The organism is Nocardioides zeicaulis (assembly GCF_042432345.1).
Classification (GTDB): Bacteria; Actinomycetota; Actinomycetes; order Propionibacteriales; family Nocardioidaceae; genus Nocardioides; species Nocardioides zeicaulis.
In genome coordinates, this window is sequence record NZ_JBHLXH010000001.1 from 451,838 (window position 1) to 466,708 (window position 14,871).

18 protein-coding genes and 1 pseudogene are annotated in these 14,871 nt (G+C 75.4%); 8 read left to right on the forward strand and 11 right to left on the reverse strand.

Going from position 1 to position 14,871, the window contains the following annotated elements; genetic code table 11:
- Positions 1-278: 278 nt before the first annotated feature.
- The 6 genes from ACFFJG_RS02240 to ACFFJG_RS02265 form a co-directional block, all read right to left on the reverse strand.
- Positions 279-725: an SCO2097 family morphological protein gene (locus ACFFJG_RS02240; protein ID WP_378516981.1), complete on the reverse strand. Its 447-nt coding sequence runs from the start codon at positions 723-725 to the stop codon at positions 279-281.
- 46 nt (positions 726-771) lie between these two features.
- Complete coding sequence (gene dinB, locus ACFFJG_RS02245) at positions 772-1,992, reverse strand: DNA polymerase IV (protein ID WP_378516982.1); 1,221 nt, start codon at positions 1,990-1,992, stop codon at positions 772-774.
- Positions 1,993-2,025: 33 nt separating this feature from the next.
- Positions 2,026-2,760, reverse strand: coding sequence for a methyltransferase domain-containing protein (locus tag ACFFJG_RS02250; RefSeq protein WP_378516983.1), 735 nt, complete (start codon positions 2,758-2,760; stop codon positions 2,026-2,028).
- Positions 2,761-2,795: 35 nt separating this feature from the next.
- Positions 2,796-3,215: an SAV_6107 family HEPN domain-containing protein gene (locus tag ACFFJG_RS02255; RefSeq protein WP_378516984.1), complete on the reverse strand. Its 420-nt coding sequence runs from the start codon at positions 3,213-3,215 to the stop codon at positions 2,796-2,798.
- A gap of 11 nt (positions 3,216-3,226) precedes the next feature.
- Complete coding sequence (locus tag ACFFJG_RS02260; protein ID WP_378516985.1) at positions 3,227-3,574, reverse strand: DUF6504 family protein; 348 nt, start codon at positions 3,572-3,574, stop codon at positions 3,227-3,229.
- A 167-nt stretch (positions 3,575-3,741) separates the two neighbouring features.
- Positions 3,742-4,209 (reverse strand): hypothetical protein, encoded by a 468-nt coding sequence (locus ACFFJG_RS02265; protein ID WP_378516986.1) that lies wholly within the window; start codon positions 4,207-4,209, stop codon positions 3,742-3,744.
- Positions 4,210-4,266: 57 nt separating this feature from the next.
- On the opposite strand from ACFFJG_RS02265, the gene ACFFJG_RS02270 reads away from it, so the two are divergent.
- From ACFFJG_RS02270 to ACFFJG_RS02280, 3 genes are read left to right on the forward strand one after another with little or no spacing between them, the layout of a single operon-like run.
- On the forward strand, positions 4,267-4,770 hold the full coding sequence (locus tag ACFFJG_RS02270) for a YbaK/EbsC family protein (RefSeq protein ID WP_378516987.1): 504 nt from the start codon (positions 4,267-4,269) through the stop codon (positions 4,768-4,770).
- 3 nt (positions 4,771-4,773) lie between these two features.
- Entirely contained in the window at positions 4,774-5,364 is a 591-nt protein-coding gene (locus tag ACFFJG_RS02275) for a DUF4126 domain-containing protein (RefSeq protein ID WP_378516988.1), read from the forward strand.
- A gap of 30 nt (positions 5,365-5,394) precedes the next feature.
- Positions 5,395-6,696, forward strand: a complete 1,302-nt coding sequence (locus tag ACFFJG_RS02280; protein WP_378516989.1) for a phytoene desaturase family protein — start codon at positions 5,395-5,397, stop codon at positions 6,694-6,696.
- Here ACFFJG_RS02280 and ACFFJG_RS02285 read toward each other — a convergent pair whose 3' ends face one another.
- On the reverse strand, positions 6,697-7,296 hold the full coding sequence (locus tag ACFFJG_RS02285; protein WP_378516990.1) for an SIMPL domain-containing protein: 600 nt from the start codon (positions 7,294-7,296) through the stop codon (positions 6,697-6,699). It lies immediately after the preceding gene.
- A gap of 33 nt (positions 7,297-7,329) precedes the next feature.
- Positions 7,330-8,220 carry a methylenetetrahydrofolate reductase [NAD(P)H] gene (metF, locus tag ACFFJG_RS02290; protein WP_378516991.1) on the reverse strand — a complete coding sequence of 297 codons (891 nt, stop codon included), beginning with the start codon at positions 8,218-8,220 and terminating at the stop codon, positions 7,330-7,332.
- Positions 8,221-8,283: 63 nt separating this feature from the next.
- Here metF and ACFFJG_RS02295 point away from each other — a divergent pair, with 63 nt between their 5' ends.
- A complete protein-coding gene (locus ACFFJG_RS02295) occupies positions 8,284-9,348 on the forward strand; it encodes a polyprenyl synthetase family protein (RefSeq protein ID WP_378516992.1) in 1,065 nt (354 codons plus the stop codon).
- 15 nt (positions 9,349-9,363) lie between these two features.
- Here ACFFJG_RS02295 and ACFFJG_RS02300 read toward each other — a convergent pair whose 3' ends face one another.
- Genes ACFFJG_RS02300 through ACFFJG_RS02310 form a run of 3 tightly spaced genes read right to left on the reverse strand, consistent with a single transcriptional unit; the run spans position 9,364 to position 10,675 of the window.
- Positions 9,364-9,798 carry a barstar family protein gene (locus tag ACFFJG_RS02300; protein WP_378516993.1) on the reverse strand — a complete coding sequence of 145 codons (435 nt, stop codon included), beginning with the start codon at positions 9,796-9,798 and terminating at the stop codon, positions 9,364-9,366.
- Complete coding sequence (locus ACFFJG_RS02305; protein WP_378516994.1) at positions 9,795-10,304, reverse strand: guanyl-specific ribonuclease; 510 nt, start codon at positions 10,302-10,304, stop codon at positions 9,795-9,797. The genes ACFFJG_RS02300 and ACFFJG_RS02305 overlap by 4 nt, the downstream gene beginning before the upstream one ends.
- A complete protein-coding gene (locus tag ACFFJG_RS02310) occupies positions 10,304-10,675 on the reverse strand; it encodes an Rv2175c family DNA-binding protein (RefSeq protein ID WP_378516995.1) in 372 nt (123 codons plus the stop codon). Before ACFFJG_RS02310 ends, ACFFJG_RS02305 begins: the two co-directional genes overlap by 1 nt.
- A gap of 149 nt (positions 10,676-10,824) precedes the next feature.
- Here ACFFJG_RS02310 and ACFFJG_RS02315 point away from each other — a divergent pair, with 149 nt between their 5' ends.
- The 4 genes and pseudogenes from ACFFJG_RS02315 to ACFFJG_RS02325 all read left to right on the forward strand — a co-directional run bounded on the left by ACFFJG_RS02315 (position 10,825) and on the right by ACFFJG_RS02325 (position 14,863).
- Positions 10,825-11,646: a transglycosylase SLT domain-containing protein gene (locus ACFFJG_RS02315; protein ID WP_378516996.1), complete on the forward strand. Its 822-nt coding sequence runs from the start codon at positions 10,825-10,827 to the stop codon at positions 11,644-11,646.
- Positions 11,647-11,750: 104 nt separating this feature from the next.
- Positions 11,751-12,731, forward strand: a pseudogene (locus ACFFJG_RS20665) (protein kinase domain-containing protein); the annotation flags it as partial.
- Positions 12,732-12,935: 204 nt separating this feature from the next.
- Positions 12,936-13,946: a PASTA domain-containing protein gene (locus ACFFJG_RS20670; protein WP_446686231.1), complete on the forward strand. Its 1,011-nt coding sequence runs from the start codon at positions 12,936-12,938 to the stop codon at positions 13,944-13,946.
- 17 nt (positions 13,947-13,963) lie between these two features.
- Entirely contained in the window at positions 13,964-14,863 is a 900-nt protein-coding gene (locus tag ACFFJG_RS02325; protein WP_378516998.1) for a DMT family transporter, read from the forward strand.
- The last annotated feature ends 8 nt before the right edge of the window (positions 14,864-14,871 follow it).

A 14,871-nucleotide genomic window follows, 5' to 3' on the forward strand; every position in this document is an offset into this window, starting at 1 on the left:
GCCTGAGGCTGGCCGCCCCCGAAGTCCCCGGATGTCCGGGGACTTCGGCCTGATCGTGGAAGATCCGGGTCACCAGGTGGCTCGGATCTTCCGCGATGGCCTCGAAGGGTCGCCGGGCGTGGGCGAGGACGGGTCACCGGGCGCAGGTCAGGGACCGCACCATCGCCGACCTGAGCCGCGGCTGTGACACAGCCCGTGGGCGAAAGGGGCGGGGACGCAAACAGGCGCCCGGCGCCGTACGACGGCGGGGCGGGCGCCCGGGGTGGATCAGCGGTGGGTCAGAGGCCGCGCTCGCGGCGGCGACGCCACCGCTCCTCCATGCGCTCCATGAAGGGGCTGCCGCTGCGCTGGCGGGCGGTGCGTCGGGGACGGTGGACCCGTCCACCGTCGACCACGCCGAGGCCCGGGCGACCGGAGGCGCGCACCTTGCCGGCCGCGGCGCCCGGGGAGCGGGCGGACGTGAGGGCCAGGATCGCGCCGCCGAGCATCACGACGAACCCGGCGACGCCGAGGATCGTCTGGACGAGGGCGGAGAGGTCGAGCAGCACGGCCAGGACCAGCAGTCCGATGCCCGCGGCGAGGATGACGCCGCCGAGGATCATCCGCCGGCGGGCCGTGCGCTGGAACGAGGTGCCGCGCAGGGTGGAGGCGAACTTCGGGTCCTCCTCGACGAGGGCGCGCTCCATCTGCTCGAGCAGTCGCAGTTCTTCCTCGGAGAGCTCCACGGTTCCTCCTCACCTTCTGCCAGCAAGTCTAGGCACGCCCTTGGCCCTACGGTAGGCGTCCCGGAAAAATCTCCGACTCGTTCGTCCGTCCGCGGCCTCGGACGAGGCTCGCGGGGCGCACGGCCGCCGAGCCGAAGCGGCGGGTGGCGCGGTCGACCGCCCGGTCGGCCTCCTCCCACCCGTGCTCGGGCTCGCCGAGGACCAGCTGGCGCTGGACGGCCGTGCGGGGCACCAGTCCCTCGACCCGCACGCCCACCAGCCGCAGCCGCTCGCGGCGCAGACCGAGGGCGTCGTAGAGCCGGGTGACGGCGCGGTGCACCTCGACCGTGACGTCGGTCGCCTCGGGCAGCGTGTGCGAGCGGGTGATGGTCGTGAAGTCGGAGAAGCGCACCTTGAGGGTGACCGTGCGCCCGACCACCCCGGCCGCACGCATCCGCCCGCCCACCCGCGCCGAGAGCCGGAGCAGCTCGCGCACGATCGCCTCGCGGTCGGCGGTGTCGCGCGCGAACGTCTCGTCGGCCCCCATCGAGCGCTCGGGCTCGTGGGGCCCCGCCTGGGGCACCAGCTCGGTGCGGTCGGTGCCCCACGCCAGCTGGTGGAGGTGGGCGCCGAGGTGCCGGCCGAACGCGCGCTGCAGCGTCGGCACCGGGGTGTGGGCGAGGTCGCCCACCGTGACGTAGGAGGCACGGTGGAGGAGGGTGCGGGTCTTCTCCCCCACGCCGTAGAGCTCGCCGACGTCGAGCGGGTGCAGGAACGTCGTGACCTCCGCGGGCCGCACCACCACGACGCCGTCGGGCTTGGCCCGCCGGCTGGCGACCTTGGCGACCGACACCGACCAGGCGACCCCGACCGAGCAGGTGATGCCCTGCTCGTCGTGGATGCGCGAGCGGAGCTGCTCGGCGATCTGCTCCGGCGGCCCCAGCCGGCGCACCGAGCCACGCACGTCGAGGAACGCCTCGTCGAGCGACATCGCCTCCACCAGCGGGGTGACCTCCCGGAAGGTCTCCATCACCGACGCCGAGACGGTCGTGAAGGTGTCGTAGTCGGGGGGCAGGACCACCACGTGGGGGCACAGCCGACGCACCCGGGCCATGGGCAGCGCCGAGCGGATGCCGTAGCGCCGCGCGACGTAGTTGGCCGCCAGCACGACCCCGCGCCCGCTGCCGCCGACGACGACCGGCTCGTCGACCAAGTCGGGTCGCTCGCGCAGGGCGACGGAGGCGTAGAAGGCGTCCATGTCGACGTGCAGGAGCGGCGTGTCGGTCACCGTCGTCCCCTGCACGGGGAGGCCCGGCCCGCGTCAGCGCGCGGCGAGCACGTGGAGCTGGGTGGCGAGGGGGAGGTACTCGGGCCGCGTCGCCACGGCTCGCTCGAGCTCGACCAGGGCGGCGGTGGCACCGGCCTCGAGGTCGAGCAGGCTCCCGGGCACGAGGTCGGCGAAGACCCGCACGGCGTGGACCGCCTCGGGGCGCAGCCCGGCCGTCCCGAGCAACGCGACCAGCTCGTCGTGGGTGAAGCGCCGACCGCCGCGGCCCGCGGGGGCGTCGCCGTCGAGGAGCTCGCGCGCGGCCGCGAAGTGTCCGGCCATCGCTCGCGCGACGACCGCGGCGTGCCGCTGGGCGACGAGGAGGCTGAGGTGACCGCCGGGACGCAGCACGCCGGCGATCGCGGCGAGCGAGGCGGAGGGGTCGTCCACCATCTCCAGGACCCCGTGGCACAGGACCAGGTCTGCCTCGGCGACCAGGGTGGACAGGTCGGACAGGTCGCCCTGCCGACCGCTGACCCGGTCGGCGACCCCCCGCTCGCGAGCGCGCCGGTCGAGCGAGGCGAGCGCGTCGGGGCTGGGGTCGATGACCTGGACGGTGTGGCCGAGCTCGGCCAGCGGGACCGCGAAGCCTCCGGTGCCGCCGCCGACGTCGACGATGAGCGCCTGCTGGTCGCGGAACGCCTCACCGCCGAGCACCCCGCGCACGCCGTCCCAGACCACCCCGGAACGGACGGACTGGCGACGGTCGCTGGCGGAGGACTGCTGCATGCCGGCAACCCTAGTGCGTGGCGCACGGCCGGACCTCAGGCCACGCTGGCGTGGGGCACCAGGCCCAGGGCCTGCTCGACGACCGCGAGGAAGCGGTCGGCGTCACGCACCAGGTCGTCGGCCTCTCGCTCGGTGACGGCGCGCGTCGACCCCGCCTCCGCGGCCGCGCGCTTGGCCGCCCCGGCCGCGAAGAAGCTCGCCCACTCGGACAGCTCGGGGGCGACCTCGGCCAGCAGCACCCAGGCGTTCTTCTGGCGGCGCCCCCGCGGCGCCGGCCGGGCACGGGCGGCGAGGAGCGCCGCCGCGGCGCACAGGGCGGCGACGTGGGCGCAGGCGTAGCGCGTCGGCACGTCACGGGCGGTGATCGCCTCGCTCAGCGAGGTGGCCGACCGACCGAGGTAGTGGTGGGCGCTGGCCGGGACCAGCGCACCGGAGGGAGCGGAGGTGTAGCCCATCGTCGTCCCCCTCAGTCCTGGCAGCCGACGAGCTGCCAGCGCCCGTCGGTCCGGTCGAAGGACAGGTCGAAGACCCCGAGCCCCTCGGGCTCCGCACCGTCGACCAGCCGCACCGAGCCGGCCATCCCGCGACCCGCCTCGACGCGCCAGAGCTCGCGCGCAGCCGAGGTCTCGGGCGAGGGTCCGGGCTGCGCCGGCGCCGCGTCGTGGCCCGGCACCGCTGCCTGCCACCGCGGGCCCGTGCCCACCCCGTGGGCCAGCACCGCACGCACCTTCCACAACCGCCCCCGCCACAGGAACTGCTCCGGGTCCTCCGCCTCACCCCGTCGTACCTCGACGGGGTCGTCGTACTCCTTCATCGCGCCTCCTCGACACATCCGTCGACCCCGGGGGCGACCCGGGCGGAGATGGGGGTCGAGGTCACCGCCACCCGGGCCGCATCGAACAACTGTTCGAACAACCCGAACGCTACTCCCCTCCACCGACAACGCGTCAAGGGGCGCCGCTCCGGTGTGGACCGGGCGCGTCAGGAGCTGCGGAGCCAGGCGGTGGTGTCGCGGTGCCAGAGCAGGACGGCGAGCACCAGGCCCTCGACGATGACCAGGGCGGCCAGGACGACGAAGATGGCGGGCAGGTGGGAGTCGAGGGCCACCGCACCGACGAGGACGCCGATCCCGGCGGTCGCCGTCAGCACCAGCCGCGCCCAGCCGTGGCCACCGCGGAAGAACGAGCCGAGCACCACCGCGAGCGCGGCGAAGGCGCAGAACGCGACGACCGACAGCGCCACGAAGCCGGGCACGATGGGGCTGTCGCGGAGCTGGTCGATGCCGCCCTGGGCGAGGATCTCCTGCGCCGACGGGTTGCCCTCCGCCCAGCCGAGGATCACGTCGTCGCGCATCAGCCAGGTGAGCAGCGTGATCACCCCGGCCGTGGCCACGATCAGGCGAAGCACCCGCACGCTGTTGACCACCGGACCCGGCACCTCGCGCGCCATCCACACTCCCCTGTTGCTCGTCGTCTGCTCGTCGTCGCTCGTCGCTAGGCTCGCATCATGTCGAGCGAGCACGCATCCATCACCTCATTTCGAGGCGAGCACACCCGGCGCGGCGGCACGGGTGAGGTGGTCATCCTGCCCGACAGCGCCCACACCGCGGCACTCGCCGCGGCGGCGCTGGGCTGCGAGGTCGGTGCCATCGCCAACAGCCTCCTCTTCGACGCAGGCGGCGAGCCGGTCCTCATCCTCACCTCCGGGGCGCACCGGGTCGACACGGCGGCGGTCGCCGAGCGGATCGGCGTGGAGCGGCTCCGGCGCGCCTCCCCGGAGTTCGTCCGCGAGCACACCGGGCAGGTCATCGGCGGGGTCTCGCCGATCGACCACCCTGCCCCCGTCCGCACCTGGATCGACCCCTGGCTGCGCCGGCACCCCGTGGTGTGGGCCGCCGCCGGCCACCCGGCCGCGGTGTTCTCCACGACCTACGACGAGCTGGTGGCGCTGACCGGGGCGACCGAGGTCGACGTCGAGCCGCCCGCCAGCTCCACGGGACAGCAGGCCTGAGCCGTGGACGCGCTGGCGCTCACCTTCTCGAGCGGGTGGGCGAGTGGGATCAACGCCTACCTGGTCGTGCTCGTGCTCGGGCTGGCGGACCGCTTCGGCGACCTGGCCGACGTCCCCGACGTGCTCGGTCGCTGGGACGTGCTGGCGGTGGCGGCCCTGCTCTACGCGATGGAGTTCGTCGCCGACAAGATCCCCTACGTCGACTCCACCTGGGACGCCGTCTCGACCGCGATCCGCCCGACCGCGGGCGCGGTCATCGGTGTGCTGCTGGCCGGTGACGCCACCTCGCTCGACCAGGCCGTGGGCGGCGTCGTCGGCGGCGGCACCGCCCTGCTGAGCCACCTCGCGAAGGCCGGTGGACGGCTCGCGCTCAACTCCTCGCCCGAACCGGTGACCAACGTCGTGGCGAGCATCACCGAGGACGCCGCCGTCCTCGCCGTCGTCTGGTTCTCCCTCGAGCACCCGCGCACCGCCGCCGGCGTGGCCGGCGTGCTGCTCGTCCTCGGGCTGGTCCTCCTCGTCGTGCTCGGTCGGGTGGTCCGGCGCGGCTGGCGCCGGTGGAAGCGGCGGGACCCCGCCCGGCCGGTCGCCTGAGCGGCCCCGCCGAGGACCTAGGGTTCCCCCGTGGCGCGCGTCGTGGTGGTGGGTGGGGGCTTCGGCGGCATGGCCGCCGCAGCGCGGCTGGCCAAGCTCGGCCACACCGTGTCCCTGCTCGAGCGCGGCGACCAGCTCGGCGGAGCGCTCACCACGGTGGAGCGCGACGGCTTCGGGTGGGACGCCGGGCCGACCAGCACGCTGCTCCCGGCCGTCGTGCGCGACCTGTTCCGCAAGTCCGGCCGCCCCCTCGAGCGCGAGGTCGACCTGCAGCCGCTGCCGCTCGTGCGCGAGCACCGCTTCGCCGACGGCTCCGTCCTGCGGCTCCCCGGTGGGTCGCGCGCCGCCCAGCTCGAGGCGGTCGACGCCCTCGGTCCCGGGCTGGGCCGGCAGTGGGTCGACCACGCCGCGAGCTACGGCGAGGTGTGGGAGGTGCTGCGCCGGGAGTGGTTCGAGCGACCCCACGACGCCGACGTCGCACCACGCGAGCTCACCGCCCTGCTCGACCGGCGCGAGTCGCTGCGCACCCGTCTGCGGCGCACGTTCGGCGACGAGCGGCTTCGGCTCGTGGCCGGCCACCGGCTCGTCATGGACGGCCACGAGCTGCGCGACGTCCCGGCCTGGGCGGGGTTCGACTCCTACCTCGAGCAGCGCTTCGGGGCGTGGACCGTGCCCGGCGGCCTGGCCGCGCTGGGCACCGCGATGGCCGGCCGCCTGGCCCTGCGGGGGGTGGACGTGCGCACCGGCACGGAGGCGCGCGACCTCGTCGTCCGGGGCGGTCGGGTCGCGGCCGTCACCACCGACGGCGGAGACCTCGACGCCGACGTCGTGGTGGTCGCTGTCGACCCGCGCCGCCTGCCGGTGCTGGCCCCGCACGTGCGGCGCACGACGCCGGCGTTCCCGCCGCTGGTGCACCACCTCGGCCTCTCCGGCGCGGTCCCCGACCTCGCGCACGAGGTGGTCCTGCACGGCGACCCGCTGCTGGTGCTGCGCACCGGCGGCCGCGCCCCCGACGGCGGGGCCGCCTGGACGCTGCTCGCCCGAGGGCGGATGTGGGAAGACCCGCTGACCGCGCTGGCCCGCCACGGCATCGACGTACGCCGCCAGGTCGTGGCACGCGTGGACCGCACCCCGCGCGACCTGGTCGCGCTCTGGGGCGGCTCACCGCACGGCGTCGCGTGGGCGGGCCCCCGGTCGGCACGCAGGCGGCTCGGGCCCCGCACACCCGTCGACGGGGTGCTCGCGGCCGGGGCGCACGCCACCACCGGGCCCGGCCTGCCGTTCGCCGGCCTCAGCGCCGCGCTGGTGGCCGAGCTCGTCGGCCGCGCCTGATCACAGCAGCTCCCAGACGACCGTGACCACCGAGGTCACCGTCGACTCCCCCGCCTCGATCCCGCCCGTCGAGGCGAGCGCGACCTTGGCGAGCGGCACCGGTCGGCCGTCGCCGTCGCCCTCGACGACCGACTGTACGGCGCCCAGGCCCGCGCCCGACATGCGGGCGAGCGCCGCGGCGCGCTCACGGGCGTCGTGGAAGGCCGCCTCGCGCGCCCGGCCGCCCGCCACCGCGCCGTCGGTCGCCTCGAGCCCGAGGCCGTCGACCGCGAGCGCATCGCCGACCTCGCGGGCGAGCGCGGCCAGCATTGCGCCGGCCGAGGCGAGGTCGGGGCAGGCGATCGCGTAGCCGTGGCGCGCCTCGTAGCCCTCGCGCCGGCCCTCGTGGTCGTGGAAGGGCCACACGGTGATGCCGGTCGAGGCGACGCGGCGCCCGTCGGCGTGCCGGCCGGCCACCTCGACGAGGGTGGTCGCGGCGGCCACCATCGCGTCGTACGCCTCGGAGACCCCGGCACCACGGCACACGGCCGCGACGCGGACGACCGCGGTGTCGGGCACGACGTGGCTCGTGCCGGTCCCGGTGACGGTGACGGTGCGCATGCGGTCAACCTAGTGCGGCGCCGGGAGCCGCCGTCAGACGGTGATGCGCAGGTTCGCGAAGATCTCGCGCGTCGCCTTGGACCGGTTGAGCGTGTAGAAGTGCAGACCGGGCGCGCCGGCGTCGAGCAGCGCCTCGCAGAGCTCGGTGGCGATGGCGATGCCCTCGGCGCGGAGCGCGGTCGGGTCGTCGGCCAGCGGGGCCAGCCGGTCGACGACCTCGCGCGGCAGCTGGCGACGGGAGAACTCGACCATCCGCTCCATCGAGCGGAGGTTGAGGATCGGCATGATGCCCGGGATGATCGGGAGGTCGGCGCCCGCCGCGGCGGCCCGCTCGACGAGGCCGACGTAGTCGGAGGCCCGCAGCACCATGTCGGTGACCGCGAACTCCGCGCCGGCGTCGTGCTTGGCGCGCAGGACGCGGGCGTCCTGCTCGAGGTCGACGGCGTCGACGTGGCCCTCCGGGAACGCCGCCACCCCGATGCGCATGTCGGCGCGACCGCGGATCAGGGCGACGAGCTCGTCGGCGTGGGTGAGGCCGCCGTCGGTGGGCGTCCAGGCCGAGCCCGGGCCGCCCGGCGGGTCGCCGCGCAGGGCCATGACGTGGTGGACGCCGGCCGCGTACAGGTCGTCGAGGATGGCGTGGAGCTCCTCGACGGTGTGGCCGACGCAGGTGAGGTGTGCGACGGGCAGCATGCCGGTCTCGCGCGCGATCCTCTCGGTGATCGCGACGGTGCGGTCACGGGTGGACCCGCCGGCGCCGTAGGTGACCGAGACGAACGTCGGGCCATAGGGCTCGAGCTCGGTGATCGCCTGCCACAGCTGCTCCTCGCCGGCCTCGTCCTTGGGCGGGAAGAACTCGAAGGAGAAGGAGCGCTCACCGCGTGCGAGCAGCTCGCGCATGCTCAGGCCCCGTCCGGTCGTCATGGCACCAGCCTACGGAGACCGGCGATGCGCCCGGGCCCTCGTCCACTGGTTAGGCTCGCCCGCGTGACCAGCTGGGACCCCGCCGACCTCCGCGACCAGGTCCAGGGGGTGCTCGACGCGTTCCTCGACGAGCGCGCCGCCGAGCTGGCGCCGCTCGGTCCCGACGCCGACCGCCTGGTCGCCGAGGCCCGCACGTCCGTGCGCGGCGGGAAGCGGTTCCGCGCCTCCTTCTGCCACTGGGGGCACCGCGCGATCCGCCCGGAGGTCGCCGACGAGGCGGCGCTCGCCCGCGCCTGCGCCTCGCTCGAGCTCCTCCACGCGAGCGCGCTGGTGCACGACGACCTCATGGACGCCTCCGACACCCGCCGGGGCCGGCCGGCCACGCACCGAGCGTTCGAGGCCGAGCACCGCGCGGCCGGCTGGCGCGGCGACCCCACCCAGTACGGTGCGGCCGCGGCGATCCTGCTGGGCGACCTGCTGCTGGGCTGGGCCGGCGACCTGCTGCGGCACAGCGGCTTCCCCGACGAGGACGTCGCGCCGGGGCTCACGCTCTTCGAGCAGTGCCGCACCGAGGTGATCGCGGGGCAGTTCCTCGACGTCTCGGTCCAGGCGCGCGGCCACGCCGACGTCGACACCGCCATGACCGTGCTGCGCTACAAGTCGGCGAAGTACTCCATCGAGCGTCCCCTCCACATCGGCGCCGGCCTCGCCGGCGCGAGCGCCGGCCAGCTCGCCCAGCTCAGCCGCTTCGGCCTCCCGCTCGGCGAGGCGTTCCAGCTGCGCGACGACCTGCTCGGCGTCTTCGGCGACCCGGTCGAGACCGGCAAGCCGGCCGGCGACGACCTGGTCGAGGGCAAGCGCACCGTGCTGGTGGCCCTGGCCCTCGACGCCGCGCCCCCGGCGGCCGCCGCGCGCCTCGAGGCGGCGCTGGGCACGCCGCTGTCCCTCGCCGAGGTCGACGAGCTGCGCCTGGTCATCGACGCCTCCGGAGCCCGGGCCCAGGTCGAGGAGGTGATCGAGCACCTGGCCGAGCGCGCCGTGCAGGCGCTCGGCACCGCCGACGTGGACGACACCGCCCGCGCCGTGCTGACCGACCTCGCGGCCGCCGTCACCCAGCGCACCGTCTGAGCCGCCCGCGGCACCTCAGTCGAGGCTGGTGATCCCGGGGACCACGGGTCCCTCGCCGCGCAGCAGCACCGTGAACGGGACGCCGCGGTCCGCAGCGACCCGCGACCCCAGCACGCTGAGGGCGACGCTGAAGGCGCGATGGTCGGCCCGGGCGAGGGTCGCCCAGCCGTCCCACAGCAGCACCACCCCGTCGGTGCCGGCGCCGATGTCGTGGAGGCAGTCGGCGAGGGCGTCGAAGTTGCGGCCGTACCACTCGGGGAAGCCGAGCGTGATACCCACGGCGTCGAGGAAGCCGGCCTTGGTGTCGGCGACGGTCCACCCGTCGACGTGGCCGAACCCCCAACCCGCGTGCTCCACCGCATGACGCACGTCGGCGACGTCGGCCGCGCCGTGCCAGCGGTGGAGGCCCGGCTCGTGGCGTCCGGCTAGCACCGCGGCGAGACCGCTCACGACCCGACCACGATCCGTGCGAACGACGCGTAGTGGTCGGCCGTCCAGTAGAGCTCGCCGCCGTCCCCGGCGATGATCCGGCGCCCCCCCCGGTCGGGCGAGCCGGGGGTCGGGACGGTGTACTCGCGGTAGTAGCCGTCGTCCTCGTCGGGCAGCAGCCCCTCACGGTTGCCGAAGACCCCGCCGTCGTGGTCGGGCTCGGGGAACGGTCCACCGCGCTCGATGAGGTCGACGGTCTCCGCCGCCTCGGGCGGCAGGTCGTCGAGCGCGACGAGCGGGAGCCCGCTGGCGGGGTCGGTCGACGAGCCGGCGGTCGGCGCCCCGCCCGCCCCGCCGGACCCGCCCGTCGGGCTCGCGGAGGAGCGGTCGACGGCCACGCTGCGGTCCGGGTCGCCGCCGCTGTCGCTGTCTCCCAGTCCCCCCGTGACCGCCCAGCCGAGCAGCAGGACGGCGGCGACGAGCAGCAGCAGCCACTGGTAGCGCCGGCGGCCCGAAGCGTCGGCCATCAGTACTCCAGCACCTGCGCGCGGCGCTTCACCTCGCTGCCGCGGTTCTCCCGCAGCGCGTCGATCGGGCGACCCGGCAGGTCGTCGTCGGTGAACAGCCACGCGATGCACTCGCGGTCGTCGAAGCGGTGGTCGTGCAGCATCATCAGCAGGCCGGACAGCCCCTTGACCACGAGGCCGTCCTGGATGAAGTCGGCCGGGATCTTCGGGCCGGCGCCGGGCACCGGCACCGCCTGCGCGAGCTCGTGGTCGCGCACCATCGAGCGCACCTTCGACGGGGTGACGCCGAGGAGCCCGGCGACCTGTGCCCAGTCGAGCCACTCCGGGACGAGGGCGGCGAGGTCACGATCGGCGAGGGGGGCGTCACTCATGGCGCTGAGTCTGTCACGGCCGACACGCCCGACCCACCCGGCGGTTCGGCCCTCACCGGGCCCGTCGGTAACGTCGAGTGCTCGTTCGCGCGCTTCCCCCTCGCGGCCTCGGACCGCGGGCGCAGCGGACCAGACGAGGAGCAGCCCCCGTGCCCCGAGCCACCCCCGCCCCCACCCCCGCCATCAGCACAGCCCCCAGCACAGCCCTCACCTCCGTCCGTCTCCGGCCCGCCGCGGTGCTCGTCGCCGCCGCGGCGCTCGCCGCCACGCTGGCGTCGCCGCTCGCCGCTCCGGCGCGAGCCGACCACGCCGACGGCGCCCGCACCGACCTGCCGGCGGGGCGCACCGCGGTGTCGTACGTCGTGCGCCCCGGCGACACCGCGACCGGCCTGGCCGTGCGGTTCCACGCGTGGACCGACGAGCTGGTCGCGCTCAACCACCTCGGTCGCGACGGCCGCCTCACCGTCGGCCAGCGCCTCGTGGTGCCCGTGGTCGACGCCCGGCGCGGCACGACCGGCAGCGAGGACGCGAGGGGCGCACCCGGCCGGCGGCACCCGGACCCCGGCCGCGAGCGGGTCCGGCGCGCGGTCGCCGACGCCGCGCGCCGCCACGGCGTGGACCCCCATCTGGCGCTCGCGGTGGCGTGGCAGGAGTCGGGTTGGCAGATGGACGTGGTCTCCGACGCGCACGCCGTCGGCGCCATGCAGGTGCTCCCCTCGACGGCCCGATGGATGGAGGGCTACGCCGGCCGGCCGCTGCGGCTGCACCGGCTGCGCGACAACGCGGCCGCGGGGACGCTGCTGCTGCGGGTGCTCGCCCGCGAGACCGACCGGCGGCGCCACGTCGTCGCGGCGTACTACCAGGGGCTCGGCGCCGTGCGCGCGCACGGCCTCTATGCGGAGACCCGCACCTACGTGCGCAACGTGGAGGCGATCCGGCGGCGCCTCGAGGAGGGACGGCCGCCCGCCTGAGGGCGCCTGCGCCACGCCGGGACCGCGCCTGAGCAGGGCGCCGGGCGAGGCTTCCGTACGATGAGCGGGCCGGATCCTTCCCCGCCCGGTGTTGGAGGTCGAGAGTGGAGCCACCCGAGCACGCCCGCGCAGCAGCGCCCGGCGCTGCCGGCGACCCCTTGGTCGGCCGGCTGCTGGACGGTCGCTACCGCATCGGCTCGCGCGTGGCCCGCGGTGGCATGGCCAGCGTGTACGAGGCCACCGACACCCGGCTCGACCGCACCGTCGCGGTCAAGGTGATGCACCCCGGCCTGGGCGACGACCAGGCGTTCGCGGAGCGCTTCGTGCGCGAGGCCCGCGCCGCGGCCCGGCTCAACCACCCCCACGTGGTGGGCGTCTACGACCAGGGCGACGATACCTCCGACGGCTCCGACACGGTCTTCCTGGTCATGGAGTACGTCCCGGGGCACACGCTGCGCGACGTGGTCCGCAAGGAGGCGCCGATGCCGCCCCGGCGCGCGCTCGCGCTGCTCGAGCCGGTGGTCTCCGCGCTCGCCGCCGCCCACCGCGCCGGGCTGGTGCACCGCGACGTCAAGCCCGAGAACGTCCTCATCGCCGACGAGGCCCACGGCGGCAGCATCAAGGTCGCCGACTTCGGCCTGGCGAAGGCGGTGAGCGCCGACACCCAGCACACCGCCACCGGTGGGGTGCTCATCGGCACCGTGTCCTACCTCGCTCCGGAGCTCGTCGTGGACGGCCGCTCCGACGCCCGCGCCGACGTGTACGCCGCCGGCGTCGTGCTCTACGAGCTGCTCACCGGCTCCAAGCCCCACGAGGGCGAGTCCCCGATCCAGGTGGCCTACCGCCACGTGCACCACGACGTGCCGATGCCGTCGGCCGTCCAGCCGGCCGTGCCCGACTACGTCGACGCCCTCGTCGCGCGGGCGACCTCGCGTGACCGCGACCAGCGCCCGGCCGACGCCACCGTCCTGCTGCACCACCTGCACCGCGTCGAGCAGGCCCTGCGCGAGGGCCTCGACTCCGACCCCGAGCTGGCTGCCGACCTGATGCCGCGTCGCACCCCGGTCGCCGCCGAGGCACCGGGCCCCGACGACACGGCGCCGGAGCCCTTCGACGCGGGGGCGCTCGCGCTCCTCAGCGAGGTCGACCCACGGGACTCGGGGCTGGTGGACGACGGCAGCCCGGACCGCACGACGGCTCTAGAGCGGCACCCGCTCCCCGGTGCCGCGGCGACGGCGGCCGCCGCGGTCGGCGCCACGACGCCCGTGCCCGACACGGCCACCACGGCGATGCCCGTGCGCCGCGACGACCGAGCTCCCGGCCGCCCGGCCGCACGACCCGGAGGGCGCGCCGCCCGACCCGCCGGACGGGCGCCGAGCCGCGTCTCCCCCGTCCCGACCACCGCACGACGCCGCTCGGTGAAGGGCCCGCTGCTGCTCGTGCTCGCGCTGCTCCTCGTCGTGGGGGTCGGCGTCGGCGCGTGGTGGTTCGGGTGGGCCCGCTACACCACCACGCCCGGGGTCCTGGGCCTCGACGAGGCTGCCGCGACCGCCCGCCTCGACAAGGCCGGGCTCGACGCGGAGGCCGGCGACCCGGCGTACTCCGAGAACGTCGCACCCGGGCTCGTCATCACGACCGACCCGAAGCCCGGCGCCAAGGTCCTCGACGGCGGCACCGTGAGCCTCGTGCTCTCCCTCGGACCCGAGCGCTACGACGTGCCACAGCTGGCCGGCAAGACCGAGGACGAGGCCCAGGACGCGCTCGCAGCCACCAACCTGGCGTTCGGATCCAGCAAGGGCCGGTGGAGCGAGACCGTGCCCGAGGGGCAGGTCATCCGCACGTCCCCCCAGGCCGGCACCACCCTCAAGCCCGGCGCCACCGTCGACCTCGTGCTCAGCCGGGGGCGCAAGCCGATCGAGGTGAGGGACTGGACCGGCAAGGACCTCGACGACGCCCGCGCCGCGCTCGAGAAGCGCAAGCTCGTCGTCGAGGTGACCTCCGAGGAGTTCAGCGACACGGTCCCCGAGGGCGTCGTGATCTCGCAGGACCCCACCACCGGCACCCTCTACCGGGGCGACACGGTGTCCTTCGTGGTGTCGAAGGGACCCGAGCTCGTCGAGGTCCCGCGGGTGCGGGCGATGGGCGTGGAGGCGGCCACCGACCTGCTCGAGGGGCTCGGCTTCCAGGTCACCACCGAGGAGTCCGACAACTACCTGGGCCTCGGGTTCGTCTTCAGCTCCGACCCCGGCCAGGGCGAGCAGGTCCCGAAGGGCTCGACGATCACGCTGTTCCTCATCTGAGGACCTACCCTCGGGCCGTGACACCCGAGCAGAACCGGCGTACCTCCCTGCTCGCCGCGGCCGCCCTGCTCGCCCTCGCGGCCTGCTGGGGCAGCACGTTCTTCATGATCAAGGACCTCCTCGACCGGGTCCCCACGCTCGACTTCCTCGCCCTGCGCTTCGCCGTCGCCTCCCTGGCGCTGCTCGTCGTGGCCCCGCGAGCCCTGGGCCGGCTCTCCCCGGAGGTGCGGCGGCACGCCGTCGTCCTCGGCCTGCTCTACGGCCTCGCGCAGATCCTCCAGACCGCCGGGCTCGCCCACACGCCGGCGAGCATCAGCGGCTTCGTCACCGGCCTGTACGTCGTGTGCACGCCCCTGCTGGCCGCGGCCATCCTGCGGACCCGCATCCCACGCATCACCTGGGCGGCCGTCACGCTCGCGACCGTCGGGCTGGGCGTGCTGGCCCTCGACGGGCTGAGCATCGGCTACGGCGAGGCCATCACGTTCGCCTCCGCGGTGCTCTACGCCCTCCACATCGTGGGCCTCGGCGCCTGGACGTCGGCGCGCGACGCGATCGGCATGACGATCCTGCAGGTCATGGTGATCGCCGCCGTGTGCACCCTCGCCACCGTGCACGACGGGATCGTGCTCCCCGACCGCACGTCCGACTGGGTCGCCGTCGGCTACATGGCGGTCGTGGTGGGCGCCCTGGGGCTGCTCGGGCAGACGTGGGCGCAAGCGCACCTGCCTCCGACCCGCAGCGCGATCATCATGAGCATGGAGCCGGTGTTCGCCTCCCTCTTCGCCGTCTGGCTCGGCGGGGAGCACGTCACCGCGCGCCTGCTGGTGGGCGGTGCGATGGTGCTGGTGGCGATGCTGACGGTCGAGCTCGCCCCGCGCCGGGCCGTCGAGGGCGAGGTCCCGCACATCGCGGTGTGAGGCCCGTC